Raw genomic sequence first — 24,314 nt, forward strand, 5'->3', positions numbered from 1 at the left:
CAATAAGCTAAATAACTAAATTTTAAATACACCTACCCTGCGATTATGCAGGCATAGGAGGACGGTAAAGAGAACGTGCAAAGTTAACTTGATGCTGTATTACAGCATGTTGCACTTTTTCAGAGGGTAATTTGGAGGCTATAAATAGTGAGTTTACATGCAAGGCTGAATGCGAACTACAAGCACTCATCGGGCAACTGCAATCTTGGGTTAACGTGCTTTGCTCACTACAGCAATCCATAGACATGGTTGTTGTATCAGCATCGTCACTCATTGCCATCTTACTATGCTGCATCGATGCATGGGTTGCCATGTTCGTATGCGGCATATCACATACCATAGATACAGACGCAACGGCTTGACCCACAAAAGTGAGTAACAAAGTTAGCGTGAGTAAAATACAGTAAATACGTTGCAATGAATTAACCTAAAAATAAATAGACGTTTAAAGTTTATGGGAACTGTGTTTAAAACTCAATAATTAACTGGTTTTTACTACTGGCTTTATGAAGCTACTGGCCGCAATGGCGAACAAGCAATAGCCGGTAAAATACCAAAAACCAGTACCAAACTCAGCATGCATATTAAGTAAATCTTCTGAGTTCGCGTTTGCATTACCAGCCATGTAAGCCACTATTAATGCAATAACAAACACATCCACCATACTCCATTTACTTAAACCGATAATCACCTTACCAAGATTGTGCTTAAACGAAGTCTCCTTCAGCACACAATACAACAATTGAAGCAGCAGCTTAATTGTTGGGATCACCATTGAAAAAAACGCCACTAGTATCGCCACTAAGTAGTTTTTGTTATCGGCCAGCTCGTTAACGGTGCCCCAAATACTGCGCGTTTTTTGATAAGCGCTGATCTCGCCTTCAAGTTTATCTAACCCCAACATACTCGAGATCATCATTAGCATATTACGGGTGTTTTGATTCCCTTCATCTGCCAACATTTCAATGCCCGCCTCAGCAAGTTTAGACTTATCAATTTTACCTTCCATACTCAGTACGGGCTGAGTCACCCCGGGAATTAATAAAGCTAAGGCAATTAAAATAGTGGTAATAGGTAAAAATAAACGCATGGTGTAATACTAAGTAAAATCAATATGTGCCAATCATACCCAAACGTTTTGCGTTAGTCTTGCTCAATAATAGTGGCCAATAGTTCATCCGCATACTGGCGTGCATCCAACATGGCGCTAAATACGGTCTCAATATTCGAGGCTGGGCGAATAGTTTCTAACAACTTTTTAGCCAATTGCCAATTATCTTCCTCTACCGCTTTTATTAAATGTAAAGAATTACCCATCATGCCTTCAAAACTTAATAGTGCACCAGATAACTCAGCCCCTAAACTAAACTCTTTAGCAATAGCTTCCAGCTCCATATCTAAAATAGCATCAAGCACCGACATTAAGCCGACTAAATAACCTTGTTCTGCAATGACTTTTCCGCCTGGTTCTAAAATTATTTGCATGAACTGCGCTCGACATAAGCCTAAACGAGTAAGTTCACTGGGCTTATCTGAGCCAAGCTCGCTTAGCGCCAATACTCGTACAAACTTTCTAATAGAATCTTCCCCTAAATACACAACCGCCTGAGGAATAGACGTTATCACTAAATTTTTATTAGCAGAGCGAGCATTCACTAGTTTTAGGACGCGTGCAGTCAAACCGACATCTTTAGAAATGCGTAGATTAATTTCATTAAAGTCTAAATCTGTGCGGGATGTGCAACGCAGTAAGTCTAAAACAGCCATTTTTAAGGGTTCAATATTGCTGTAACTGAGCATTTCTGGATGTGCAAAAAAGAACCCTTGAAAATAATCGCATCCAGCCTCTTTAAGCTGCCTAAATTCATCATAGGTTTCAATTCGCTCTACCACTATTTTAATATTAGGAAAATTGCGTTTGAGCTTTTTCAGCAACATGCTGGTTTTTATTACGGGCTCTTCAACTTCAAGCTTAATATAATCAACCAAACTGAGTAATGGTTGCCATTTTTCATGTGAGTCGTAGTCATCTAACGCAAATACATATCCTGCTTTTTTTAACTCTGTCACTCTCTCAACAACAAGCTCTATATTTTCAGTGCGCTCAACAATTTCAATTACAGTATTCTCAGGCTGTAATAATTTAGGCAAATCCTCTAAAAGCCCCTCGCTCGATAAATTAATAAACGCAGTTTGATTGAGCGTTAGCTTTTCTATGCCAACCAGCATTAGCGCATTAAAAAAAAGTCGCCCAGTGGCTTGCCCGTCAGTTGTTCCTACAGGAAAAGCATTATTAACTGAATCGCGATAGAGCAACTCATAAGCAAAAATACTTTTATCACCGTCAAAAATTGGTTGCCTAGCAATATATTGAGTAACCAAAATAGATGAATTTTTTACCTCTAGATTATTTGGCATTAATCTTCCTACTTAACAGTGATGTCATCATTATTTTTTATTATTTAACCAGTATAGTGAAACTTTAAAGACTTGCTGCAATTTTAATTAGATTAAAAACAAACAAATAAGACTAAATTTATAACCCTAGAGCAGAATTATTAGTATCCTCATTTTTTATAGGGTTTTTGAGTTTACAACTGCTCTAAGCATACCCAAAGGTTATGGTTATAAGGTATAATGCGATTATTAATTTTTTATAAACTCACAAAAAAGAGTCCCTTATATGAGCATTGAACAAGCCTTAATAGAACGTAGCAGTAACCAATGTGAACTCTGCGCAGCAACAGACGACCTAACTGTATACGAAGTTCCTCCTGTTACCGAAGCTCATTCAGATAAATGCATCTACACCTGTCAAACATGTAAAGATCAAATTGAAGGCAATAGCGATTTAACCCCGACCCATTGGCATTGCTTAAATGACAGTATGTGGAGTCAAACACCTGCGGTACAAGTTGTTGCTTATCGCATGCTGACTCAGTTAGCAGCTGATAACGGATGGGCACAAGACGCGCTAGATATGATTTACCTTGAAGAAGACACATTAACATGGGCGCAGCAAGCGCTTGCTGAAGATGATGATATTAAACACATTGATAGCAATGGTGTAGTACTACAAGCTGGCGACACCGTCACGTTAATAAAAGATTTAGATGTGAAAGGTAGCAGCTTAACAGCAAAGCGCGGTACAGCCGTGCGCAATATTGGCTTAACCAGCAACCCTGAACATATTGAAGGACGTGTTGATGGACAGCGTATTGTAATTTTAACTAAATACGTAAAAAAATAAGTAATAAATCAAGGCGCCTAGCGCCTTTTTTTATATCTCGACTTTCTTTATTTGCTAGTTAAGCAATGATTAAGCAATTCAACCGTATGCTAGCGACCTTATACCATACTCCATCAAGGAACTCTTATGTTCTCATCGAAGCCAAATTCAATGTTAAAGTCGATTGCAGGCTTGTGTTTTCTAGCAAGTGGCACACTTATGCTGAGCGCATGTAACGATGACGCAGCGCAGCAAAATAGTGCTGTGGCGCAAACAATGACCACCTTACCTGTGCAAGTTAGTTACTTAGATCGCAGCCTAATTGCGCCTAATTCACAGCTAACCGTTACCTTGGTTGATGTGTCAAAAATGGATGTGGCAGCAACGGTTATCTCTGAGCAGGTAATTGATTTAGTAGGCGCACCGCCTTATAAAGTAGAGCTTGAGTATAACCTTGAAAAGATTGACCCAACTCACCGCTATAGCGTGCGTACAACCATTAATAATCAAGGAAACTTGCTATACACCAGCACAACGAGTAACCCGCCTTTTGATAATACGGCCTCATCAGAGCCTTTAGAGATTATTGTTTCAAAAGTAGCGCCAAAGCCAGACGTTGACTTAGTAAACACCTACTTCAAAGCAGTTTCAATCGACGGCAACCCTGTTGTAGTGAATACCAAAGAGCCATTTATTCAGTTTAATAGTGATAACACTGTACACGGCTTTTTAGGATGTAATAACTTTAATGGCGGTTATGAAGTATCGAAGCAAGCAGTGACTTTTACGCAGTTAGCTACCACGCAAAAAATGTGTCATGACAATATGGAACAAGAAAGCGCGATGGCGGCTGTGCTTCAGGCAGCAACGCAATGGCAAATTAATGGTGAAAAATTAGTATTACAAAATGAGGCAGGCAACCAACTTGCTACCTTTAACGCTGTTTACTTTTGATTAAGAACGTAACAATACCCCACATCTAAGCAAATAAATAAGCCCAGTTAAACTGGGCTTATTTATTTTTATTCGGCGACTAGCTGCTCGCTACGGTAAAAACCACTAGGCTTACTCAACAAGTTTACTAGTTCAGGTAACACGTCATCCATCGTTTGTTTCAGCTTCCATGGTGGATTTATCACTATCATTCCAGAGGCGGTCATACCATGTACTTCTGTATCTGCTTCGGTACCTAATTCAAATAATTGAATATTTTTAATTCCCGCGTCAATTAAACCCTGCTCCATATTATCAATACGTTCTCTGTCCACAACCGGATACCAGATCATATATGTACCCGTCGCAAAGCGTTGGTGGGCTTTGACTATGGTTTGTACTACCGTATTGTAATCGTCTTTTATTTCATAAGGTGGGTCTATTAACACACAGGCTCTGCGCGAGGCTGGCGGTAATAAACCAATTAAGCCCGCAAACCCATTTTCGCCGCGCACTCGAATAGAACGCTTACCTTGCATGTTTTCTTCAAGTAATACCAAATCTCGCGGATGCAACTCAAAAAACCAGCCCTTATCTTGGCGGCGTAAAAAGTGTTCGGCGATTTTTGGTGAACCTGGGTAAAAAGCCAGAGACGAACTTTCATTAAACGATTTTATTAATTCAATGTAGTCGTTTAAGGCACCGTGCTGACTGGTATGTTGCCAAAGTTTTTCTATGCCATCTTGGTACTCTTGGGTTTTTTGCGCGTCTGGTGCTGCCAGCTCAAAAAAACCAGCACCCGAATGCGTATCGATATAGTCAAGCGGCTTATCTTTTATTGTTTGATAACCCAGCACTTGCGCTAACACTAAATGTTTAAGTACATCGGCAGGGTTACCCGCATGAAAGGAGTGTCTGTAACTAAGCATTATTTATTTTCGCCATACGCTGTTTAATAAAATTAGTGAACCATAAAGCACACTGCTTTGGCAATCGTCACAGCAAAAGCGGGTGTTTACGTGAACCATTTCTGAATGAAAAAGCCAATAGCATGAATTATCCCTTAACATAGAATAAAAATCACCTAAAACCAGCGTAAATGCTGGCAAATAAACACACTTTGCTTTACATTTGCATGACATTAATTACAGTTATATGAGCGCATTTATGAACAACAATACTCTTCAACAACTCGAACAACTGATCGACCAACTAATTACCCGTAATAATCAGTTGCAAACTGATATTACAGAGCTTAAAGAGCAAAACAGTAAACTGCTTGATGAAAATGAGTTATTACAGTTAGAAGCCCTTGAAAATGAAGAAAAACAAAAAGATGCAAGCACCACCTTGTCGTCATTATTAGATAAATTACAAAGCGCACAACAGGCAAGCTAATGTCTGAGCTGCAAAACCAGCGAGTCACTGTTGAATTGCTTGGTAAAGAGCAGCAATTTGCTTGTCCGGCTGGGCAAGAAGAGGCACTAAAAGCGGCCGCCAAAAATCTGAATGATTTAGTTGAACAAATGAAACAACGTTCAACTGTCAGAAACGATCAAAAAGCATTACTTATGGCTGCTTTGAATTTAAGCCACGAATTGCTTGAAGCAAAAACTCAAAAATCAGTTGAGCTTGAGCATCAAGATCAATTGATTGATAAGTTGAGTCAATACTTAAGCTCAAACTCTGAACACACTAAATAAAAGCGCATTTTGCGCTTTTATTGTTTTTACCGTCAAAATATAATTAGAGAAAAAGATGCAACCACTTTTAACTAAAGCTCAAAAAATAGGTAAGTGCTTACTCCCTTTAATCTGCCTATTTATACATACAAAAAGCAATGCAGCAGTTGAGTGGCAATCGTTATCGGCTAATATTCAATTTATCAAGCAGCCAGATAGGTTACGTTTTTACGACTCTAATCAAGTGTTAATTCAGGGCAGTGAGTGTGCCTTACTGGTAGATGCCAGTGGTAACTTTGCAGCAGTAGAACAACTGGTTACCGAACTAAAACAACAGCTAAAGACGCCTTTATGTTACTTAGTTGCCACTCATTTTCATGACGATCACTTGCTGGGCATGGCGGTTATGCAGCATTACTTCCCAGACGCAAAACTGATTTCTCACCAACAAGTCGCTAACGACTTTTCGCGTTATCAGCAAGCATTAACAGACAAGCTAGAGGGGTTCGAGAAAAGCATTGAGCTGAGCTATCAGCGATTAGCCACCTTACCCGATGCAGAGCAAGCTCAATGGCGAGAAAAGCTCACTCGCGCTAAAACACGCTTATTTCGCTGGCAGAATTATCAACTAACACCACCAAAAATGAGTATTAGTGAGCCTAAAACATTAGATTTAGGAAATTATATATTAACTATCAACCCGCATCAGGCACATACTAATGGCGATCTAACACTGCTTGCCGACAAAGGTAAAACCTTAATAGGTGGTGATATCATTGACTGGCTTCCCTACCCTGGGCATGGCGAGCTTAAACAATGGCAAAGTTTATTAAAAAAATATATAAATAATAATTCGCTGTCACTTTTTGTTCCTGGCCATGGCAATTTAGTCGATAAAATTAAATTAAAACAGTCACTCACGTTTTTAGAAGCAATTACGGAGCAGGTTAAAAACAACCCTGAAGCCAGTATTGAGCAATTACAAAAAAAATTCCCAAGTGAAGTACTAAAACCTTACCAACAAGAACCACTTGATATAAAATCAAGTAACTTATTTTTGCAATCGGGATTACTTCGCGCTAAAAACAGTCAATAACTGAACACAATGGATTGTGTTAAAATATGGAAATATATTTTTTAAAAAGGAACAAAATGCGTCACCTGATCTTATGCTTTGCCATTGTATTGCTATGTAGCTGTAAAACCACACAGCCAGAGATCATTGCGCCTGTAGTCCCTGCACCTGTAGAGCAAAAAACCGCACAATCAAACACACCGAACTCTACAAACACCAAAAAAATCATTAATAAAAAAACAATACCTAAAGCCCTAAAAGTAACTCAACCAACTGACTTATGGGCACATATTGCTGATAACTTACATTTACCGGTTGAGCAAAATCAGGCGTTAAAGAAACGCATTAACTGGTATTTAAAACAACCGAATTATTTAAAAATAGTGTCTCGCCGTGCAGAGCCTTTTTTATATCATATCGTAAAAAAAGTAGAGCAAAAGCAGCTCCCTATGGAACTGGCATTACTGCCATTTGTAGAAAGTGGCTTTAGACCTACCGCCCGCTCAAGTGAGCACGCTGTGGGTGTGTGGCAACTGGTTGCAGCAACTGCACATCATTTTGGGGTTAAATCAGATCAATGGTACGACGGACGCCAAGATGTATTGGCCTCAACCGATGCAGCACTAGATTACTTAAGCTATTTACATAAACGTTTTGATGGTAATTGGTTGCATGCACTTGCAGCCTATAACACCGGTGAAGGCCGAGTTAAACGTGCTATAAAACGCAATCAAAAACGAGGGAAGTCAACTGACTTTTGGGCACTAACCCTACCAAAAGAAACCGCTGACTATGTACCAAAACTATTAGCATTAAGCTATTTAGTAAAACACCCTAAGGCAAAATTTAAACGCCCAAAGCTTCCTTATAAAGCACTGACCACCTCGTTAAATGTGGCAAAACAGTTCGATTTTTCAATTATGGCCAAGCTCTCTGGTATGGGTGTAAAACAGCTACATGCCCTTAATAGGGGTTATTTAAAAAACCAAAGTTCCCCCCATGGCCCGCATACTTTGTTGCTTCCTATTGAGCAACAAGCTTTACTAAAAAACCGTTTTTTTAAAGCCAATTTTGCAGGCGAATACATAGTCAAAAAAAATGACACACTATACGGTATTGCTAAGCATTTTGGCTTGCCTTTAAAGGCACTAAAACAGCTCAATAATAAGCAAAATAACTTTATTGGTGTTGGCGAAAAACTTATTTTAGGGGAGCCTCAAACGTTACCTGAATCGCTCACTATTAACTATAAAATAAGCCCTTACTTGGAACAAAAAGAGCCCGTCATTCCAACCATCGAGGTAGATTACCACGTTAAGCCCGGTGATAACCTGTGGAATATAAGTCAGTTGTATGGCGTTGCTCATAGCGATTTAGCACGTTGGAATAAGTTATCAGCATCTAGCGTATTAAAGCCTGGGACTCAGTTAGTTTTATTTATACCCCAAACTGCGATACCTAAAACCACACCGGCTAAAAAAGATCTGTTACTCGACTTACAAAATACATTAAATCATCCCCGTTAAGTTTCTAAAGCGCAGTATTTCGCGTAAAATTGCTTTTTAATTTATTTAAATCTTAAAGAGACATGCATGCAAATCAGTAAAAATTCGGCCGTTGAATTTCATTACACCCTTAGCGAAGCCGGTGAACAAATAGAAAGTAGCCTTAACGACGCGCCATTAAGTTACATTCACGGCAGCGAAGGCATGCTACCCGGTTTAGAAACCGCACTTGAAGGTAAAACTGCTGGTGATAAATTTAGCGTAACGTTATCTCCAAGTGAATCATACGGCGAGCGTGTTGATGATTTAATTCAGCGCATTCCGCTTAAGCATTTACAAGGCGATGTAAAAGTGTGGAAGCCAGGTATGACTGCAATGGTGCAATCAAATCAGGGTCGCCATCAAGTGACTATCGTAAAAGTAGGCCGCTTTAATGCTGATTGTGATTTAAACCACCCATTTGCTGGTAAAACGCTGACCTTTGATGTTGAGGTTGTATCAGTTCGTGAAGCAACAAGCGAAGAAATCTCTCATGGCCACGTTCATGCTGAAGGTGGTTGCGGCCACGCACATTAATTGCTAATTAGAGGAACAAGTATGTCAAAAGTTGCAATAGTAACCGGTGGCTCTAAAGGCATTGGCTTTGCTGTAGTACAGCGATTATTAACTAACGGCTATCAGGTTCATAACTTAGATATTGAGCCCAGTGAGAGTGGTGTTTTTCATCAATGTGATGTTAGTGATGTAACCGCCGTACGCCAGTGTATACAGGCTATTATTGAAAAAACACAACGTATTGATGTACTTGTTTCAAATGCTGGTAAGCATCTAAGTGCCACAATTGAGCACACCGATGAAGCGACATTCGATGCGTTAATGGCACTGAATGTTAAAGGTGCGTACGCGGCTATACAAAGCGTATTACCAGCTATGAAAGCACAACAAGATGGCGCTATTGTGTTAATTGCCTCAGATCAGGCCATTATTGGCAAACAAAACTCATTTGCTTATAACTTAACTAAGCACGCATTGGCTTCAATGGCTAAAACCACCGCCTTGGATTACGCAAGCTTTAATATTCGCGCTAATGCAGTGTGCCCTGGCACCATAGAAACGCCGTTATTTCATAATGCAATTGATGCATATTGTAAAAGAAGTGGTGCTAACAAAGCCGATATTGTTGCAGAAGAAGCCGCATTACAACCGCTCAACCGTTTAGGTCAAGCCGATGAAGTTGCTGCACTGGTAAGCTTTTTAGTAAGTGCAGATGCCAGCTTTATTACTGGTAGCTTACAACGTATTGATGGTGGCTACACAGCACAATGAGTACTAAAATTATTGACCCGCATCTGCACTTTTTTAATTTGCCGGAGGGTCAATACACTTGGCTACAAGGTGCGAACCCACCAGCTTGGTCTAACTTAGATAAAATAAAGCAGCCCATCAGCGTTGCTGAACTGATCAAAAGTACTAACTTTGAACTCGCAGGTTTAGTGCACATAGAAGCTGGGTTTGATAATAACCAGCCAGTTAAAGAATTAAACTGGTTAGCCAAACATATTAAAACTATACCTTATAAAGCAATTAGCTTTGCAACAATTAACCAGCCAAATAACGCATTTAAACTAGCACTTCAGCAGCTAGTTCATCACTCTCTTGTAGGCATTAGAGATATCACTGAAGGTCATGATGCCGAGCGCTTATTGAGCCCTCATTGTCTCGATAACCTGCGGCACTTGAGCCAATTAAAGCTGCATTTTGAAGCCCAATTTGAAGTAGAAAACCTCAACATCACCGAGCGGCTCATTTCTTATGCCAACCAAGTTAGTGACTTACAAATAATCATTAATCACGCAGGGCTTGCACACAACCTTGCAAACTGGGCAACTGCAATTGAACTACTTGCAAAACAGCCTAATGTTGCGATTAAGTTTTCAGGTTTTGAATTACTCATGCTTAATAGCGAGCAGCAAAACCAATGTTTTAAACATATTTTAAAGCATTTTGGTATGCAAAGAGTGATGTTTGCTAGCAACTTCCCCGTGTGCCAAATTAATATTAACTACAACGAGTTATGGCAACATTATCGCAGCCTGTGTAGCGACGATCTTACATGGCAATATTTGAGTTACAAAAATGCTGCAAGCCTCTATCAACTCTAAATGAAAACCGCTATATTTAGCTCAACAGTTTAAAAAACGAGCATGCGTATGGCCATTTTTAATTCATCTTCTCTTAAATACACATTACTCCCTTTTTCACTAGCCGCTTTATTAACAGGTTGTGGTGGTGGAGGTAGCGACAATGCGACCAACCCAACAACTGATAATAGCGGCTGGACCTCAGGTGTATTTGCCAGTTCAGGGCAATTTAAAGGTCAATGCCAAGCAATTAATGAAAAAAACTGGCTACGCTCTTGGAGTAACGAAACCTACCTATGGTATGACGAAATTATTGATACCAACCCTGCATTAACGTCAGGGGTTATTGATTACTTTAATACTTTAAAAACGGAGCAACTGACTGAGTCAGGTGCGAAAAAAGATAACTTTCACTTTAGTTTGCCGACCGATGAGTGGCAAAGACAAAATCAATCCGGCCTAAGCTTTGGTTATGGCTTTAATATAAAAATAATTGCCGGTAGCGCGCCACGCCAAGCAGTTGTTAGCTACACCGAACCAAATACCCCAGCTAGTAATCAAAATATTATTCGTGGTTTTGAGCTTTTAGAAGTTGATGGCGTTGATTTTATTAACACCACCTCATCGAGCGAGGTAGGTATTATTAATGCAGGTTTATTCCCCGAGCAAACGGGTAAAGTTACCGAATTTGTATTTAGGGATATCAGCACTAATGAAAACCGCACAGTGACGCTCACGTCTCAAAACATCGAATCGCAACCAGTAATGAATGTTCGTACCGATTTAGCCGCTGGTGATGTTGGTTATTTTCAATTTAATAGCCACAACGCCATAGCCGAAACACAGCTTTACAACGCCTTTAACCAACTCGCTGCCAGTAGCATTAAAGATTTAGTCATTGACGTGCGCTATAACGGGGGTGGGTTATTACAAATGGCTAGCCAAGTAGGCTACATGGTGGGGGGCAGTAACACGCAAGGTAAAATATTTGAACGGACCATATTTAATGATAAATACCCTAATACCAACCCCGTCACAGGCCAAGCACTGACGCCGATGCCTTTTACAAATCGTTTTGTCGGCTTTGAAAATAATCCTGCAATTGTAGCGGGCACGCCGTTACCCACCTTAAACTTAGAACGGGTATTTGTACTTACCACTAGCAGTACCTGCTCGGCTAGTGAGGCTATAATTAACGGGCTGCGCGGAGCAGATGTTGAAATTATTCAGATAGGCGCAGGCACCTGTGGTAAACCGTATGGTTTTTACCCTACCGACAACTGCGACACCACTTATTTTACTATTCAATTTACTGGCGAAAATAACAAAGGCTTTGGTGAATATTCAGATGGCTTTGCACCGCAAAATACCATTGATGACGCACGACAACCGGTTCGCATTGCTGGGTGTGCTGTTGCCGATGATTTTACTAAGCGCTTAGGTGATGCTAGTGAAAGCTTATTAAGTACAGCGCTGAGCTATAGAGAAAACGGCAGTTGCCCTGCCCCAAGCTCAATAAATAGTGTTCTTGGTTTTGCGCCCACTATCGCCACCGATATGCCAGAAGTAAAAGATATGCGAGTTCAAACCATGCTAGAACAAAATATTATTCTTAGTGATAACATGAGATAAGCAATGAACATATTATTAGCAATAAGCATGACTGCAGCGACATTAGGGTTAACGGGTTGCTTAGCGCAAAGCTCAGAACCGACACCTAAGCTACAGCATGCGTTACTGGTTGAACCGAATAGCGCTAAAGTAGCCGATGCGATTACGCAACTGCTACATAGCTCACAGGTTCAATTAACCGACGACGTTTTTGTAACCTCAAGCACAGTTACACTTGAGCAACTTAATCACAAAGATCCTCAGGGAAATCCGATTATGGGCAAGCAGCTTAATATGCCGGATCAGTTTGAACTGATGATTAAGGGAGAGCGCTGTTTTGTTCGCCATCTTGATAGCAAAGCAACCATCGAACTAAAACAGGTACTTTGTAAAATAAATCCACAGCGATAAAAAAGCCGGTCAGTGAGTTATCACTTACCGGCTATTCTTAAATAGAGCTATTTAACCTGAACTCTGGATAATAAATCCATCTCAAGCAGAGTTCAGGTTATTTATTTTATTTCTACACGTTGTGAACGCATTACAATTTCATCGTTAAGCTCAATCCCAAGGCCTGGTTCTTCTGATACTTCAAAAAAACCATTTTTAGGTTGTGGATCTTGTAAGCACAGCTCTCTGTTCCACTTTTTAATCGCATAAGTATGATGTTCATGAATTAAAAAGTTAGGGATTGCTGTTTCTAAATGTAATGCTGCCGCGGTTGCAACCGGCCCACCACACACGTGTGCCTGAATACGCACGTCAAAAATATCTGCGTAATCACATACTTTTTTAGTTTCAGTAAAGCCACCACATAAACCAATATCTGGCTGTAGTACATCAATGCTTTGATCTTCTAAATATGGACGCACGCCCCAACGGTTATATAAGCGCTCGCCGCCTGCAATAGGCACAGCCACTTTATCAGCCACTTTGGCATGTAATGAGTGGTTTAAATAATTCACCGGCTCTTCAAAATACATACAATCAAATTCTTCTGCAATCTCACCAATTTGAATTGCTGATGTCGCACCAGGTAAACTGTGGCATTCAAAAATAATGTCAACTTCATCACCCACAGCTTCACGAATAGCTTGCATACGGGCACGGTATAGTTTCATCTCTGGGCGAGAAATAATATTTGTGCGGTCATAGTAGGTATTGCCATCTTTATCGTATTGAATTGGGTCAACCTTTACCGCGTCATAACCTTCAGCTACTGCTTTTAGTGCCGCTTCGGCATATTCTTGTGGCTGGACCAGCGCTTTAAACTCACTGTCCCAGTCAAACTGCAACTGCGATGCATAAGTACGTAGTTTGTCGTTAACTTTACCACCAAGCAACTGATAAACAGGTAAACCCAATGCTTTACCTTTTATATCCCAAAGCGCAGTATCAATCGCACTCATTGCAGCATAAACCACCGGCCCACCGCCTAAACCCCAAAAGCTTTCACGCAACATACGTGACCATAGTTTTTCAGTTTGAAACGGGTCATGGCCAATTAAAAAGGCATCGGCCATTTCTTTGATCATCGCAGCGGCAGCACTGTGACCTAAGTCATACGCAAGGCCGGCTTCACCTACACCGCTAATCCCTTCATCAGTATGAATACGAACAAATACAGGCGTCCATGCAGGACGCTCAGGACAATGAATGTCAAAGACTTCAACGCGATTTACTTTCATAAAAAATTCCTTATTAACCTTTATCGGTTATTTTGCAAAACTTGGGTCAAGACGATACGCTTTTCGTAACATGGCAGGCCATGCTAGCTGCCCCCCAGTACTGCCGCTGTGAACAACGTTCGCTTGATTATAAATGTTATCAATAATAGCTTGTGGTACTGCAATCGCTTCTTGTGCACTTGATTGAATAGCTAATTGTATTTCACAGGCACGTTGAAGGTCATAAAAGCGCATAAACGCATCACCTACTGTTGGCCCTACCGTTAAGCCGCCATGATTCACCAATAGCATATGGTTGGTGCTACCTAAATCTGTTTGCAGGCGTTTACGCTCATCATCATTCACCGCTAGGCCTTCATAACCATGGTATGACAGAGAGGGTAATGAAAACATCGAATACTGACTTAACGGTAACAGCCCTTCTTTTTGTGTTGCAACTGCAATGGTTTCTTTAGTGTGTAGGTGTATTACGCAATGGGCATCCTCGCGTACTTCATGAATGGCACTGTGAATGGTGAATCCCGCAGGGTTAATATCAAATGGAGTATCGTCAATAATGCGGCCATTTAAATCAACTTTAACTAAGTTTGATGCAGTGATCTCATCAAACGTTAAACCAAAAGCGTTTACTAAATAATGATCCGTACCCGGTAGGCGAGCAGAAAGGTGCGTATAGATTAAATCCCCCCAACGAAAATGGTCAACTAATCGATAACATGCGGCTAAATCAACACGTAGTTGCCACTCTTGTTCTGATACTTTATTTTTTAAATCGAGCTGGGGTAAATCAAACATAACAAGCCTTTTAAAACACAGCATAGCGCTAGTGATTGTAGATGTTTAGAAGTCTAAATGAGTATTCGCATGATGGCAATCACCAAATAAAAAAGCCACACAAAGGTGTGGCTCTTTTTAAATTGCGTTAGCGATTATTGTACTTTTGATAGGTAATCGGCAATCGCTTCAAACTCTTCATCAGTCACAGTCGCAACCATTGCTTTCATTGCCATAGACATACCGTTGTTACGAGCGCCTGACTTAATGTCTTTCATTTGCGCTACTAAGTACTCTTTGTTTTGACCATTTAGCTTAGGGTACATCGCCATGATAGGTGCTTTACCATCTGCACCATGACATGTTTGACAGTTTTTAGCGGTATAAAGTGCAGCGCCATCAGCAGCGGCGGCTGAAAATGAAAAACTTGCGGCTAAACCAATACCCGCGCCTAATAAAAGTGTTTTTATCTTGCTCATTGTATTTACTCTTCTTTTTTACGGTTAAAAAAAACGGTTGTGATAATTGTAGTCAATAAATCTTTAAAAAGCATACGTCCTTGATAAGGTTTGACGATCAATCAGAACAAATACGTGTATCCCTCATAAAACAAATATTAGCTTGCCTTAGCTGAGCAGATACTTAATAACACCTTACCAAATAAGATCGTCTGGTACTTCAAAATCAGCGTACGGATCGTCTTCGTCCTTGGCTTTGTTCTCAGGTTCAACATGAAACACAATATACTTTTCATCAACCTCAGCCACTTTGCGTGCAGGCTCGTCTTCTAATACGTAAAACTGGCCTTCTAATACACAAATTGCTAAACGTCCGCCCGAGAGCGCCTTTTGCGTTTGCTCATTCACATCAAGGCCCTTTACTTTATTTTCATAAGTAAAGTTAAAGGTACGCTCACCACGAATTGACTCTTGATTGTGATGCTCTAAAATTTGCTTAACACGGGCTACCTGCTCACGTTGCTTTAATTCTTCTTGGCGCGTTTTGTTAAGCTCTTCGGCCTTTTGCTGCTGCTCAAGCTTGGTTTGCTGAATATGCTTTTGCAAATCATTTGGGTTGCTTGTCGCTCCCTTCTTTTGCTTTTTCTGTTGCTTGCGCTTTTCTGATTTAGCAACTTTGGCTTTATGTGATGTTGTTAAACCAGCTTGGAGCAATTGCTCTTGTAGTGACCCCATGGCGTGTTCCCACTAAAAACGAATATTAATGCTATTTTAATCACCAACGAGCGTAAATAACAGCGCTATTGGTATTAATCTAACAAACTACTGAAAACAAAGCATGATTTAGCGCAATAAAGGTTAATTTATGAAAACCCTAGCAGTTTTGTATATAATGCGACTCAACTAATAAGCAATGTTAACGGCAGTCAATGCGCTTATCTCACTTACTCCTTTGTTCTGTTTTTATTTTTTTTGTCTTATACGCACCACAGCCATTATTAAGTTTATTTGCCACCGAATTTAATGTAGCGCCTGCCATTGCAGGCAGCTTAATGACTGCCACTATGCTGCCTTTAGCCATTGCACCTTTGGTGTATGGGTTGTTTCTAGCCAAGCGAAACCCATTATTAATTTTACGCATCGCAATGTTATTACTCGGTGTCGGCTGTTTATTATTTATTTATGCCCCTAGTTTTGAGCTACTGTTACTTGTTCGGTTTTTACAAGGGCTGACTTTACCTGCCGCTTTAACCGCAATGACCAGTTATATTGGTATGAGCTATCAAGCCGATACATTACAAAAAAATATGACTCTTTATATTGGTAGTACTATTGTCGGTGGTTATTTTGGCCGAGTATTGGCTGCGCTCTTTAGCGACTTGTGGTCATGGCAAAGTTTTTATTACTTAATTGCTGCCATGTTGATAATACTCTCGCTTAGCATCCCCCATAAACGCTTTGTCCTGAGTAGTTCTAGTGAGGTGTTATCACCTTTAGATTATATGAAACAACTTAAAGAAGGCTCGGTACTTAAACTTTATGGTGCCATATTTTGTATGTTTTTTTGCTTTGCCGCATTATTAAACTACTTGCCTTTTATTTTAAAAAATACCTTTTTAATTAATAACACCCGCGACATTGGCTTAGTTTATAGTGGTTATTTAATTGGCGCGTTAGCCTCTATTTTTACCCCGTGGTTATTAAAAAAAATGACCTCAGCTTGGCGCTTATTGGCATTGGTATTCCTGTTTTATAACCTCAGTATTGTGTTATTAATGAGTCATTCACTGATGTTGTTTTTAATTGCATTCACACTCTTTTGTGGCGCTATGTTTGTAATTCATTCAACAGCGGCACCATTGGTTAATAAAATTAGTCACGCTCCACCGAGTGTTACTAATGGTTGTTACGTGTCATTTTATTATAGCGGTGGCGCACTAGGATCGTTATTACCTGGGGTGGTTTATCAAGCACACGGGCAAACCGCATTTATGGCAACACTTCTTGCGGTTTGCTTATGTGGGCTGGGTCTTATTTTGTGGGCTCAGCGCGAGGGTAAAAACATCACCCGCGGCTGATGTTCAGTAAAATCAAAAAAACGCAGTAAATCAGGCTTAGTTAATAACCATGTTTGGGTGTTTTCAAATGGATGGCAATGAAATAAATCGCCAAACCAAATATCCTGATCAAGCCAAAGCGTTACATCTCGTTGCTTATCGTTCATTAAGCTGAGCATTGACACACAACCTGGTGCAACTTTTAAGTACTTAGCCAAGCGCTCATTAGAGGCAAACCCTAAACGCGATAGCCCTTGCTGTTTAGACAACGATTTTAAATCGAGTTGTTTATCATGCGCGGTGATCACTAAAAAATGGCGCTTACCTTCGTTATCTCGCAAAAATAGATTTTTTAAACGTGTTCCTGGGCGATTCACCATCAGCTCGTCGGCATCTAAGCTACCATGCAACGCTGGATGCTCAATCACATCATAGTTAATATCAAGTTGGGCTAACACCGCCGCTAATTTTTGTTTATCTGCTAACATACTACAAACAACGCCCTCTTAATTGCACACTTAAATCTCGCCATAGCACTTCGTTTATTTCATGCTTATCTGCACAATAGTTACGTTGTGCAAGCTCTTTATTGAGAAACTCTACCGCTTGATCTTCTAATTGTAACTTGAGCACGCTCGACTCTTCAAAGTGCTCTTGTTCGGCAAAACGCTTTACATCGCTTCGGGTTAGCTTTTTATTAATATTAATTTGCTCACGGCTCTTAGCCTTTACAGAGACCACATAGGCAAAAAGCTTGTTACCTTGATCATCAACAGTGTCATAAAATTGTTGATTATTAATTTCATAGGGAGGCTCATCTACCGAGCTGGCACAGCCAAAAAGGAAAATCATGAAAACTAAAGCGTATTTTTTCATTATGTATTGTCGTTTTAGTAAATATTGAGGCCGAGTTTAACAAAAATTAGTTAAAACGGAAAAATTTGTGAAAAAATACTTGACCGAAAACGTAAAAATATTTAAAGTTCACCCCGCTTAAGACTCAGCACTTAAGCATTTACAGCACATGTAAATTAGGAATGTGGGGCTATAGCTCAGCTGGGAGAGCGCCTGCCTTGCACGCAGGAGGTCAGCAGTTCGATCCTGCTTAGCTCCACCACTTTCCTACCCTCTCCTTTAAGTAATATCCTTATTTTTATATTCTAAATAAACTTCTCTGTTAATAATGCTTTGTATTTTTTAATCTCTTTGTTTGCTTAAGTGTTTAATTTTGCTAAATCGAGATCAAAAATGCCGAGCAAAGCCCGGCATTTTTATTATTTATTGAGTTGGGTTAGTTATTCGCGAACTTGACCAACACCATTCACTAAATATTTTTCAGTGGTTAATGACTCAAGTCCCATAGGGCCATAAGCATGTAACTTAGTCGTTGCAATACCAATCTCTGCACCTAAGCCTAGTTGTGAGCCATCAGAAAAGCGTGATGACGCATTAACCATAACAACCGACGCATCAACACTACGTTGGAATAACTCTGCCGCCGCATCGTCCTTAGTACAGATAACTTCAGTATGATTTGAACCGAATTGAGCAATGTGCTCAACGGCTGCATCAAAACTTGGCACAATACGAATTGCTAACTCTAAGTCTAAGTACTCTTCACCAAATTCATTATCAGCAAGTACAGTGGCATTATCAAAATATTCAGCCGCTTTGGCGTCAGCATTAATTTTTACACCTTCTTGACGAAGTACAACTGCACACAGATTTAAAAACTCATCAGCTACATCTTGGTGTACCACTAAACCCTCAAGTGCATTACATACACCAGTACGCTGAGTCTTACCATTAAGCAGTAAATTTAGTGCTACTTCTAAATCAGCATCTTTATCTACATATAAATGACAAACGCCTTTAAAATGCTGAATAACAGGGATTGTGCTGTTTTCAGTAACATAGTTAATTAGGCCTTCACCACCACGAGGGATGATTAAGTCAATGCTATCGCGTTGTTGCATCAATTCCATTAGTAAAGCACGGTCAGGATCAGGAATCACTGAAATTAGCGCAGTTGGTAGACCATGTTTTGTAAGCACGCTATGCATTACACTGGCAATGGCTTGTGAGCTTTTCAGCGCTTCTTTACCACCGCGTAAAATAACACCGTTACCTGACTTAAAGCACAATGCACCTGCGTCAGCCGTTACATTAGGACGCGCTTCATAAATCATACATACTACGCCAAGTGGTACACGCATTTTACGAATTTTAATACCATTTGGGCGTTCAGTAATGTCACGTAACTGGCCAACAGGATCATCTAATGAAACAATCACTTCGATACCCTCGGCCATGGCTTCAATACGCTCATCATTCAATGTTAAACGGTCAATCATTGATGCTGCTAAATTATTGTCGCGTGCTGCGCTTAGGTCACTTTCATTTTCTTTGATTATAAATTCTTTTTGCTTTCTTAATGCCGCTGCCATATCGGTTAACACTTTGTTTTTAGTCTCGGTATCGAGTAAAGCAAGTGTATGTGCAGCCTTTGCTGCCTGGCGTGATATATCCGTAATTAAACTCATGACTTCTCCAATAATGCGATATCTTTTTCTGAAATAATTGGTCCAATTGAATCCTGCATTTTTTCGCTGAATTCACTCTGCTCGTTATCTGCAATAAAGTTTAACAAGCAGCTACTGTAATTTGCTGTGGCTTTAGCTAAACGCGTACCATCTTCACTGCGAACTAAGATAGTATCGCCCACAGCAAACTCGCCATGTACTTCTCTGATCTCATCGCCACGTAAGCAACCGTCTTCACCTTCTAATGAGTCATCAAATGACCCTTCAACAACGACTTCCCCTTGCTCATTGGCGGTATGTGTCATCCAGTGAATAGAATCTTGCATTGGTTTTTCATAAGGCAAGAATACGCTACCTGGGTTTTCACCGGCTAACAAGCGAGTAAAGGTTTCTTCTTTAAAGCCATTAATAATGTAAGTTGCAATACCATGTGAAGTGGCTTTCTCTGCCGCTTCAATCTTGGTTTTCATACCACCTGTACCTACCGCACTGGTAGCACATCCTGCCATAGCATAAATAGAATCATCAATTGATTTTATTTCAGGCAATAATACGGCATCGTCATGCAGATTTGGGTTTTTATCATACAAGCCATCTACATCAGAGAAAATCATTAATGCATCTGCATCAGCGGCTGCTGCAACCATGGCTGATAAATTATCGTTATCACCCACTTTTAAATCATCTGTTGTTACTGCATCATTTTCATTAATGATAGGTAGCACGCCGTGTTCTAGCAATGTAAATACGGTTTCACGGATACTCTGGTAACGCTCACGGTCACGTAAATCACCATGAGTTAATAATAGCTGTGCTGATGGAAAATCAAAGAAACGATCCCACATGGCCATCATTTCTGTTTGCCCTGCTGCAGCCATCGCTTTTTTCATTACCACTGAACGAGGTTGGTCTGATGGAAATAAATGTGAGCCAGCCGCTACAGAACCAGATGAAACTAAAATAACCTCAATTCCACGTGCGCGACAGCGGACAATAAACTGTGCGATGGTTAATAAATAACGTGAACGACAGCCATCTTGATCGGGTGCAATTAAGGCACTGCCCACTTTAAGTACGATACGTCGCCAATTTAACTTTTGCATAAGTGCTCAACTTTCCATTTAATTTGTATTCATCACATAGATGAATGAAACCAGGTCGCCATGTTTATAAACACAGCGTCGAATTTATTTATCATTGCCCACACTTTTTACACACACGTACACCGTCTCTAAAACTAGCGTTTTAAATTGAGATGCAAAAAATAAATAGTATTAACCCAATAAATAAATCGGATCGTACTAACTAAAAAAATATAAAGTGTTGTTTATGTATCGCTGTAAAAAGCTGTGTGCGGCCTTTTTATTAACAACATACATAGAGCCTCTTAAGTCTGGTACACCAACAGATAGGGTGATGACTTAAGGACCGAGATTTAATCGCCACGATGGGGATTAAATATTGAAAGGTAATAGTTCAACTCAAACTTTTATTTATCTGCATTGAGCAAATAAACACTTTGAGCAAAACCATACCAAAGAGTACGGTAAATGATATTGTGTGTTCAAATATAACAAAACAAAGCAAAAACAATCAGTAAGAGAGTTAAGATGTTTATATCTAACATAATCTAGTATTTAAACTACAAACTTGATTAGATAACTAATTATTCGAACACGAAGTATAATACGTTAAAGTAGCTGCTTAGATCAAGGCTAAAATTCAAGCTGAATAGGTCGACACTACTAAAGCTAGTGTTTTTTGTATTAAGTATCATGCGGTTAGACTACTATAAATATGAATTATATAGACTATAAATTTGATAACATTTTAGAAAATGGCGTTAACACTAAATAAATAAGTATTATTTATTAGCTAAATTGAATTTACACGTGTATACCCACTGTATTACTGGTAGGTAACAGTTATACTTTTAAACATTATTAATATTAAGGAGTTTTTACTCTATGTCAGCAATTTATATAGCCGGTATTGCATTGTGTTCGGTGCTAGCCCAATGGGTCGCCTGGGCGTTCAGAGTACCCGCTATTCTGTTTTTGTTGCTTACTGGGCTTTTATTAGGGCCATTTAGTGGCGTATTAGACCCAGATGCCTTATTAGGCGATTTACTTTTTCCTGTGGTGTCTTTAAGCGTTGCTGTGATTTTATTTGAAGGGTCATTAACACTACATTTTCGGGAGCTTAAAGGGATCAGTAAAGTCGTAAGAAACCTCTGCTCTATTGGTATGCTTATGACCTGTGTCGTTATTAGCTTAAGTGCCTATTGGTTATTAGAGTTAAATTGGCGAGTCGCAGCAGTGCTTGGCGCTGTGCTTGTTGTAACCGGACCAACGGTTATTGCGCCACTGCTTAACTCAATGCGACCCACTCAAGATATTGACCGTATTTTACGCTGGGAAGGCATAGTCATAGACCCTATTGGCGCTTTATTTGCGGTATTAGTATTTGAAGCTGTGATGTTAGTTGGCCAAGGTGAAGTACTTAGTCACACTATAATTGCACTAGTTAAAACCGTTGGGGTTGGTTTAAGTATTGGTGTGGTTTCGGGTTGGATCACAACGCAACTGATGCGCCGCGAATGGTTGCCATTTGAGCTACATAAATTTGGCATTTTAGCGTTAGTGTTAATTAGCTTTTCGATTTCAAACCATTTAAGTCATGAGTCAGGATTATTGGCCGTGACTGTATTTGGTATTTGGTTAGCTAATCAAGATGACCTAGAAATAGATTCGGTGCTTGAGTTTAAAGAAGATCTGTCGATGATTTTGATCTCAACCTTGTTTATTTTACTCGCTGCCAGATTACAACTATCTGACTTAATGATGCTCGACAGCGATGTATTTATATTTTTAGCTATTGTGCTATTTATTGCGCGCCCGTTGTGTATTGCTATTTCAACCTTTGGCACCGATTTACCAATGAAGTCTCGCTTGGTGCTGGCTTGGATTGCGCCTCGCGGTATAGTTGCTGCAGCCGTAGGCTCTGTATTTGCGTTAAGTATGATAGAAGCCGGTGTAGCCGATGCTGAGAAAATGGTGCCATTGATATTCACGGTTATTATCGTCACTGTGGTACTGCAAAGCTTAACGGCTATCCCTGTTGCTAAGTTGCTAGGGGTGCGCCAGCCCTCCCCTAATACTATTTTAATTATTGGTGCCAACCATGTATCTCGTGCTATTGCTCGTGGTTTAAAGGAACAAAACATTCCCGTTCACTTATCAGATCCTGCTTGGGAAAACTGTAAAATGGCACGTATGGATGGTTTGCCTTGTTATTACGGTAATCCACAATCTGAGCATGCTGAACGCTATTTACCTTTAACCACTATTCGCAGTGTTTTAGCGCTTTCACCTAATCGTCATCATAACGCATTAGGGGTGCAGTATTTTTCTCATTTATTGAATGAAAAAAATGTATTTTCACTACGCTCATCTTCATCACATGCTAAAGCAAATAAAGACAGCGCGACGTTCTTATCACGACAAATTCTGTTTGGTGAAAACGGAGCATATGCACGCTTAAGCAGCGTTATTGCCAAAGGCGGTAAAGTGAGTGCAACACGAATATCTGAAGAATTTAGCTGGCAGCAGTATTTAGAAATGAACCCTGAAGCAATTCCACTGTTTATTCTCAAAGGGGATAAAGACAGTGATGAAGACGCTCCAGTGAAAATGAGGCCTTTTACTAGTGACATGGAAAAGCCACCACAAGAAGGCGAGCGAGTGATTGCATTACAGCCGCCTAAAATATCGGTATTAAAAGATCCTGCCAATAACAAAGCCAAAGACAATAAAAAAGACGAGTCATAACTAAAAAAAACGAGAGTGCGGCAAAACACTCTCGCTTTTTTACATAGGTAAGCGCGCGCGGGTAACGACACTGGCTGGCATTTTTTCAGCAAGTTTAGTTAATGCTCGCTCTATTTTTTTATGTGTCGCTTTATCAGCTACCGTGGTGTTAAACAACCAACGATAAGCATCTTCAAAATCTCTTGGACTACCATAACCTTGATTAAACAAACCAACTAATCGTAACTGCGCTTTTAAATTGCCTTGCGCTGACGCCTCACGTAAGTAGGTTATTGCCATGGTTTTGTCTTTTTGGACCAACTGCCCAACGTCGTAGTAGCGACCTAGTTGCTCTAATGCAGCCGCTAAGCCCTGCTCAGCCGCTTTTTTCATGTAATACACACCTAAAGCAACATCGCGCTCAACACACACTTTATAAGCGAGCATATCACCGTATAGGAATTGATATGATGGCAATGCCATTTTATTGGCTCGCGCTTCTATATCTTGCACTAACTGGCAATTATCTGCCTTTACGCGCGCTAGATGAGTGTTCTCATTAATTAAAGCTATTAACTCAGATTCAGTATACAGCGGCACAGCTGCAGGGCTTTCTTCAGCTAAGCTATTGCTTATATTAAATAAAGAAAGTGTAAGTAGTGATAATGACCACACTGAGCAACGAGAAGATAAACGCATATTAACCACTTTAAAAATAAACTTACCAAATAATATACAAAGATCGTTCCACTATTAATAGCGTCACTTTTCTGCAGACATAAAAAAAGCTGCACATGGCAGCTTTTTTT

Annotated in this window: 26 protein-coding genes and 1 tRNA gene; 14 read left to right on the forward strand and 13 right to left on the reverse strand. The window is 40.0% G+C overall.

The annotated features are described in order from the left end of the window. Positions 1–43: 43 nt before the first annotated feature. From ACNSN2_RS13175 to ACNSN2_RS13185, 3 genes are all read right to left on the reverse strand, one after another. On the reverse strand, positions 44–418 hold the full coding sequence (locus ACNSN2_RS13175) for a hypothetical protein (RefSeq protein ID WP_075169911.1): 375 nt from the start codon (positions 416–418) through the stop codon (positions 44–46). Positions 419–481: 63 nt separating this feature from the next. Then, complete coding sequence (locus ACNSN2_RS13180; protein ID WP_010391723.1) at positions 482–1,090, reverse strand: paraquat-inducible protein A; 609 nt, start codon at positions 1,088–1,090, stop codon at positions 482–484. 53 nt (positions 1,091–1,143) lie between these two features. Next, positions 1,144–2,418, reverse strand: a complete 1,275-nt coding sequence (locus tag ACNSN2_RS13185; protein WP_418607685.1) for an EAL and HDOD domain-containing protein — start codon at positions 2,416–2,418, stop codon at positions 1,144–1,146. 265 nt (positions 2,419–2,683) lie between these two features. Here ACNSN2_RS13185 and ACNSN2_RS13190 point away from each other — a divergent pair, with 265 nt between their 5' ends. Beyond that, complete coding sequence (locus ACNSN2_RS13190; protein ID WP_076921864.1) at positions 2,684–3,250, forward strand: PhnA domain-containing protein; 567 nt, start codon at positions 2,684–2,686, stop codon at positions 3,248–3,250. 126 nt (positions 3,251–3,376) lie between these two features. Then, the gene (locus ACNSN2_RS13195) at positions 3,377–4,183 is read left to right on the forward strand and encodes an META domain-containing protein (protein ID WP_418607688.1); all 807 of its coding nucleotides are present in this window, start codon (positions 3,377–3,379) and stop codon (positions 4,181–4,183) included. A gap of 68 nt (positions 4,184–4,251) precedes the next feature. Here the strand turns inward: ACNSN2_RS13195 and ACNSN2_RS13200 are convergent, their stop codons facing one another. Beyond that, positions 4,252–5,091, reverse strand: coding sequence for a 23S rRNA (adenine(2030)-N(6))-methyltransferase RlmJ (locus ACNSN2_RS13200; RefSeq protein WP_010391717.1), 840 nt, complete (start codon positions 5,089–5,091; stop codon positions 4,252–4,254). A gap of 238 nt (positions 5,092–5,329) precedes the next feature. Here ACNSN2_RS13200 and ACNSN2_RS13205 point away from each other — a divergent pair, with 238 nt between their 5' ends. From ACNSN2_RS13205 to ACNSN2_RS13245, 9 genes are all read left to right on the forward strand, one after another. Next, positions 5,330–5,560, forward strand: coding sequence for a hypothetical protein (locus tag ACNSN2_RS13205; RefSeq protein ID WP_008113449.1), 231 nt, complete (start codon positions 5,330–5,332; stop codon positions 5,558–5,560). Continuing rightward, complete coding sequence (locus ACNSN2_RS13210; protein ID WP_010391716.1) at positions 5,560–5,865, forward strand: cell division protein ZapA; 306 nt, start codon at positions 5,560–5,562, stop codon at positions 5,863–5,865. Before ACNSN2_RS13205 ends, ACNSN2_RS13210 begins: the two co-directional genes overlap by 1 nt. Positions 5,866–5,920: 55 nt before the next feature. Next, positions 5,921–6,940: an MBL fold metallo-hydrolase gene (locus ACNSN2_RS13215; RefSeq protein ID WP_418607691.1), complete on the forward strand. Its 1,020-nt coding sequence runs from the start codon at positions 5,921–5,923 to the stop codon at positions 6,938–6,940. Between the two features lie 56 nt (positions 6,941–6,996). Further along, the gene (locus tag ACNSN2_RS13220; protein ID WP_418607692.1) at positions 6,997–8,445 is read left to right on the forward strand and encodes a transglycosylase SLT domain-containing protein; all 1,449 of its coding nucleotides are present in this window, start codon (positions 6,997–6,999) and stop codon (positions 8,443–8,445) included. 66 nt (positions 8,446–8,511) lie between these two features. Beyond that, the gene (locus tag ACNSN2_RS13225; RefSeq protein WP_054202647.1) at positions 8,512–9,000 is read left to right on the forward strand and encodes an FKBP-type peptidyl-prolyl cis-trans isomerase; all 489 of its coding nucleotides are present in this window, start codon (positions 8,512–8,514) and stop codon (positions 8,998–9,000) included. A 21-nt stretch (positions 9,001–9,021) separates the two neighbouring features. After that, positions 9,022–9,750 (forward strand): SDR family NAD(P)-dependent oxidoreductase, encoded by a 729-nt coding sequence (locus ACNSN2_RS13230; protein ID WP_290168566.1) that lies wholly within the window; start codon positions 9,022–9,024, stop codon positions 9,748–9,750. Continuing rightward, positions 9,747–10,586, forward strand: a complete 840-nt coding sequence (locus tag ACNSN2_RS13235) for an amidohydrolase family protein (RefSeq protein WP_418607695.1) — start codon at positions 9,747–9,749, stop codon at positions 10,584–10,586. The genes ACNSN2_RS13230 and ACNSN2_RS13235 overlap by 4 nt, the downstream gene beginning before the upstream one ends. A gap of 48 nt (positions 10,587–10,634) precedes the next feature. After that, on the forward strand, positions 10,635–12,197 hold the full coding sequence (locus ACNSN2_RS13240) for a S41 family peptidase (RefSeq protein ID WP_418607696.1): 1,563 nt from the start codon (positions 10,635–10,637) through the stop codon (positions 12,195–12,197). Between the two features lie 3 nt (positions 12,198–12,200). Next, positions 12,201–12,587 carry a hypothetical protein gene (locus ACNSN2_RS13245; RefSeq protein ID WP_418607698.1) on the forward strand — a complete coding sequence of 129 codons (387 nt, stop codon included), beginning with the start codon at positions 12,201–12,203 and terminating at the stop codon, positions 12,585–12,587. Positions 12,588–12,688: 101 nt separating this feature from the next. On the opposite strand, the gene ACNSN2_RS13250 is transcribed toward ACNSN2_RS13245, so the two are convergent. The 4 genes from ACNSN2_RS13250 to ACNSN2_RS13265 all read right to left on the reverse strand — a co-directional run bounded on the left by ACNSN2_RS13250 (position 12,689) and on the right by ACNSN2_RS13265 (position 15,831). Beyond that, entirely contained in the window at positions 12,689–13,864 is a 1,176-nt protein-coding gene (locus ACNSN2_RS13250) for a mandelate racemase/muconate lactonizing enzyme family protein (protein ID WP_054202652.1), read from the reverse strand. Between the two features lie 27 nt (positions 13,865–13,891). Then, positions 13,892–14,659 (reverse strand): class II aldolase/adducin family protein, encoded by a 768-nt coding sequence (locus ACNSN2_RS13255; RefSeq protein ID WP_036980336.1) that lies wholly within the window; start codon positions 14,657–14,659, stop codon positions 13,892–13,894. 134 nt (positions 14,660–14,793) lie between these two features. Beyond that, the gene (locus ACNSN2_RS13260) at positions 14,794–15,117 is read right to left on the reverse strand and encodes a c-type cytochrome (protein WP_036980337.1); all 324 of its coding nucleotides are present in this window, start codon (positions 15,115–15,117) and stop codon (positions 14,794–14,796) included. Positions 15,118–15,291: 174 nt separating this feature from the next. Beyond that, positions 15,292–15,831, reverse strand: coding sequence for a DUF2058 domain-containing protein (locus ACNSN2_RS13265; RefSeq protein WP_036980338.1), 540 nt, complete (start codon positions 15,829–15,831; stop codon positions 15,292–15,294). A 194-nt stretch (positions 15,832–16,025) separates the two neighbouring features. Between ACNSN2_RS13265 and ACNSN2_RS13270 the strand changes: the two genes are divergently transcribed. Then, the gene (locus ACNSN2_RS13270; RefSeq protein WP_055012389.1) at positions 16,026–17,174 is read left to right on the forward strand and encodes an MFS transporter; all 1,149 of its coding nucleotides are present in this window, start codon (positions 16,026–16,028) and stop codon (positions 17,172–17,174) included. On the opposite strand, the gene ACNSN2_RS13275 is transcribed toward ACNSN2_RS13270, so the two are convergent. Both ACNSN2_RS13275 and ACNSN2_RS13280 read right to left on the reverse strand, forming a co-directional pair. Next, positions 17,141–17,641 carry a prolyl-tRNA synthetase associated domain-containing protein gene (locus ACNSN2_RS13275; protein WP_055012388.1) on the reverse strand — a complete coding sequence of 167 codons (501 nt, stop codon included), beginning with the start codon at positions 17,639–17,641 and terminating at the stop codon, positions 17,141–17,143. The genes ACNSN2_RS13270 and ACNSN2_RS13275 overlap by 34 nt on opposite strands. A 1-nt stretch (position 17,642) precedes the next feature. Further along, the gene (locus ACNSN2_RS13280) at positions 17,643–18,029 is read right to left on the reverse strand and encodes a hypothetical protein (RefSeq protein WP_138622667.1); all 387 of its coding nucleotides are present in this window, start codon (positions 18,027–18,029) and stop codon (positions 17,643–17,645) included. A gap of 165 nt (positions 18,030–18,194) precedes the next feature. On the opposite strand from ACNSN2_RS13280, the gene ACNSN2_RS13285 reads away from it, so the two are divergent. Next, positions 18,195–18,270, forward strand: a tRNA-Ala gene (locus tag ACNSN2_RS13285). Between the two features lie 178 nt (positions 18,271–18,448). Here ACNSN2_RS13285 and ACNSN2_RS13290 read toward each other — a convergent pair. Together ACNSN2_RS13290 and proB are read right to left on the reverse strand one after the other, a co-directional pair. Further along, positions 18,449–19,696: a glutamate-5-semialdehyde dehydrogenase gene (locus tag ACNSN2_RS13290; protein ID WP_418607703.1), complete on the reverse strand. Its 1,248-nt coding sequence runs from the start codon at positions 19,694–19,696 to the stop codon at positions 18,449–18,451. Then, positions 19,693–20,799: a glutamate 5-kinase gene (gene proB / locus ACNSN2_RS13295; protein ID WP_010391693.1), complete on the reverse strand. Its 1,107-nt coding sequence runs from the start codon at positions 20,797–20,799 to the stop codon at positions 19,693–19,695. The genes ACNSN2_RS13290 and proB overlap by 4 nt, the downstream gene beginning before the upstream one ends. A gap of 864 nt (positions 20,800–21,663) precedes the next feature. Here proB and ACNSN2_RS13300 point away from each other — a divergent pair. After that, the gene (locus ACNSN2_RS13300) at positions 21,664–23,526 is read left to right on the forward strand and encodes a cation:proton antiporter (RefSeq protein WP_075169923.1); all 1,863 of its coding nucleotides are present in this window, start codon (positions 21,664–21,666) and stop codon (positions 23,524–23,526) included. A 39-nt stretch (positions 23,527–23,565) separates the two neighbouring features. Here the strand turns inward: ACNSN2_RS13300 and ACNSN2_RS13305 are convergent, their stop codons facing one another. Continuing rightward, positions 23,566–24,204, reverse strand: coding sequence for a tetratricopeptide repeat protein (locus ACNSN2_RS13305; RefSeq protein WP_054202658.1), 639 nt, complete (start codon positions 24,202–24,204; stop codon positions 23,566–23,568). Positions 24,205–24,314: the final 110 nt, after the last annotated feature.

It is taken from the genome of Pseudoalteromonas sp. US3C1013 (genome assembly GCF_048401115.1).
Classification (GTDB): Bacteria; Pseudomonadota; Gammaproteobacteria; order Enterobacterales; family Alteromonadaceae; genus Pseudoalteromonas; species Pseudoalteromonas undina.

What these genes read in the sequence shown, in the direction of transcription:
- ACNSN2_RS13180 (WP_010391723.1), bottom strand. Translation starts at nt 1,090, where the DNA reads ATGCGTTTATTTTTACCTATTACCACTATTTTAATTGCCTTAGCTTTA.
- ACNSN2_RS13185 (WP_418607685.1), bottom strand. Translation starts at nt 2,418, where the DNA reads ATGCCAAATAATCTAGAGGTAAAAAATTCATCTATTTTGGTTACTCAA.
- ACNSN2_RS13190 (WP_076921864.1), top strand. Translation starts at nt 2,684, where the DNA reads ATGAGCATTGAACAAGCCTTAATAGAACGTAGCAGTAACCAATGTGAA.
- ACNSN2_RS13195 (WP_418607688.1), top strand. Translation starts at nt 3,377, where the DNA reads ATGTTCTCATCGAAGCCAAATTCAATGTTAAAGTCGATTGCAGGCTTG.
- ACNSN2_RS13200 (WP_010391717.1), bottom strand. Translation starts at nt 5,091, where the DNA reads ATGCTTAGTTACAGACACTCCTTTCATGCGGGTAACCCTGCCGATGTA.
- ACNSN2_RS13205 (WP_008113449.1), top strand. Translation starts at nt 5,330, where the DNA reads ATGAACAACAATACTCTTCAACAACTCGAACAACTGATCGACCAACTA.
- ACNSN2_RS13210 (WP_010391716.1), top strand. Translation starts at nt 5,560, where the DNA reads ATGTCTGAGCTGCAAAACCAGCGAGTCACTGTTGAATTGCTTGGTAAA.
- ACNSN2_RS13215 (WP_418607691.1), top strand. Translation starts at nt 5,921, where the DNA reads ATGCAACCACTTTTAACTAAAGCTCAAAAAATAGGTAAGTGCTTACTC.
- ACNSN2_RS13220 (WP_418607692.1), top strand. Translation starts at nt 6,997, where the DNA reads ATGCGTCACCTGATCTTATGCTTTGCCATTGTATTGCTATGTAGCTGT.
- ACNSN2_RS13225 (WP_054202647.1), top strand. Translation starts at nt 8,512, where the DNA reads ATGCAAATCAGTAAAAATTCGGCCGTTGAATTTCATTACACCCTTAGC.
- ACNSN2_RS13230 (WP_290168566.1), top strand. Translation starts at nt 9,022, where the DNA reads ATGTCAAAAGTTGCAATAGTAACCGGTGGCTCTAAAGGCATTGGCTTT.
- ACNSN2_RS13235 (WP_418607695.1), top strand. Translation starts at nt 9,747, where the DNA reads ATGAGTACTAAAATTATTGACCCGCATCTGCACTTTTTTAATTTGCCG.
- ACNSN2_RS13240 (WP_418607696.1), top strand. Translation starts at nt 10,635, where the DNA reads ATGGCCATTTTTAATTCATCTTCTCTTAAATACACATTACTCCCTTTT.
- ACNSN2_RS13245 (WP_418607698.1), top strand. Translation starts at nt 12,201, where the DNA reads ATGAACATATTATTAGCAATAAGCATGACTGCAGCGACATTAGGGTTA.
- ACNSN2_RS13250 (WP_054202652.1), bottom strand. Translation starts at nt 13,864, where the DNA reads ATGAAAGTAAATCGCGTTGAAGTCTTTGACATTCATTGTCCTGAGCGT.
- ACNSN2_RS13255 (WP_036980336.1), bottom strand. Translation starts at nt 14,659, where the DNA reads ATGTTTGATTTACCCCAGCTCGATTTAAAAAATAAAGTATCAGAACAA.
- ACNSN2_RS13260 (WP_036980337.1), bottom strand. Translation starts at nt 15,117, where the DNA reads ATGAGCAAGATAAAAACACTTTTATTAGGCGCGGGTATTGGTTTAGCC.
- ACNSN2_RS13265 (WP_036980338.1), bottom strand. Translation starts at nt 15,831, where the DNA reads ATGGGGTCACTACAAGAGCAATTGCTCCAAGCTGGTTTAACAACATCA.
- ACNSN2_RS13270 (WP_055012389.1), top strand. Translation starts at nt 16,026, where the DNA reads ATGCGCTTATCTCACTTACTCCTTTGTTCTGTTTTTATTTTTTTTGTC.
- ACNSN2_RS13275 (WP_055012388.1), bottom strand. Translation starts at nt 17,641, where the DNA reads ATGTTAGCAGATAAACAAAAATTAGCGGCGGTGTTAGCCCAACTTGAT.
- ACNSN2_RS13280 (WP_138622667.1), bottom strand. Translation starts at nt 18,029, where the DNA reads ATGAAAAAATACGCTTTAGTTTTCATGATTTTCCTTTTTGGCTGTGCC.
- ACNSN2_RS13290 (WP_418607703.1), bottom strand. Translation starts at nt 19,696, where the DNA reads ATGAGTTTAATTACGGATATATCACGCCAGGCAGCAAAGGCTGCACAT.
- proB (WP_010391693.1), bottom strand. Translation starts at nt 20,799, where the DNA reads ATGCAAAAGTTAAATTGGCGACGTATCGTACTTAAAGTGGGCAGTGCC.
- ACNSN2_RS13300 (WP_075169923.1), top strand. Translation starts at nt 21,664, where the DNA reads ATGTCAGCAATTTATATAGCCGGTATTGCATTGTGTTCGGTGCTAGCC.
- ACNSN2_RS13305 (WP_054202658.1), bottom strand. Translation starts at nt 24,204, where the DNA reads ATGCGTTTATCTTCTCGTTGCTCAGTGTGGTCATTATCACTACTTACA.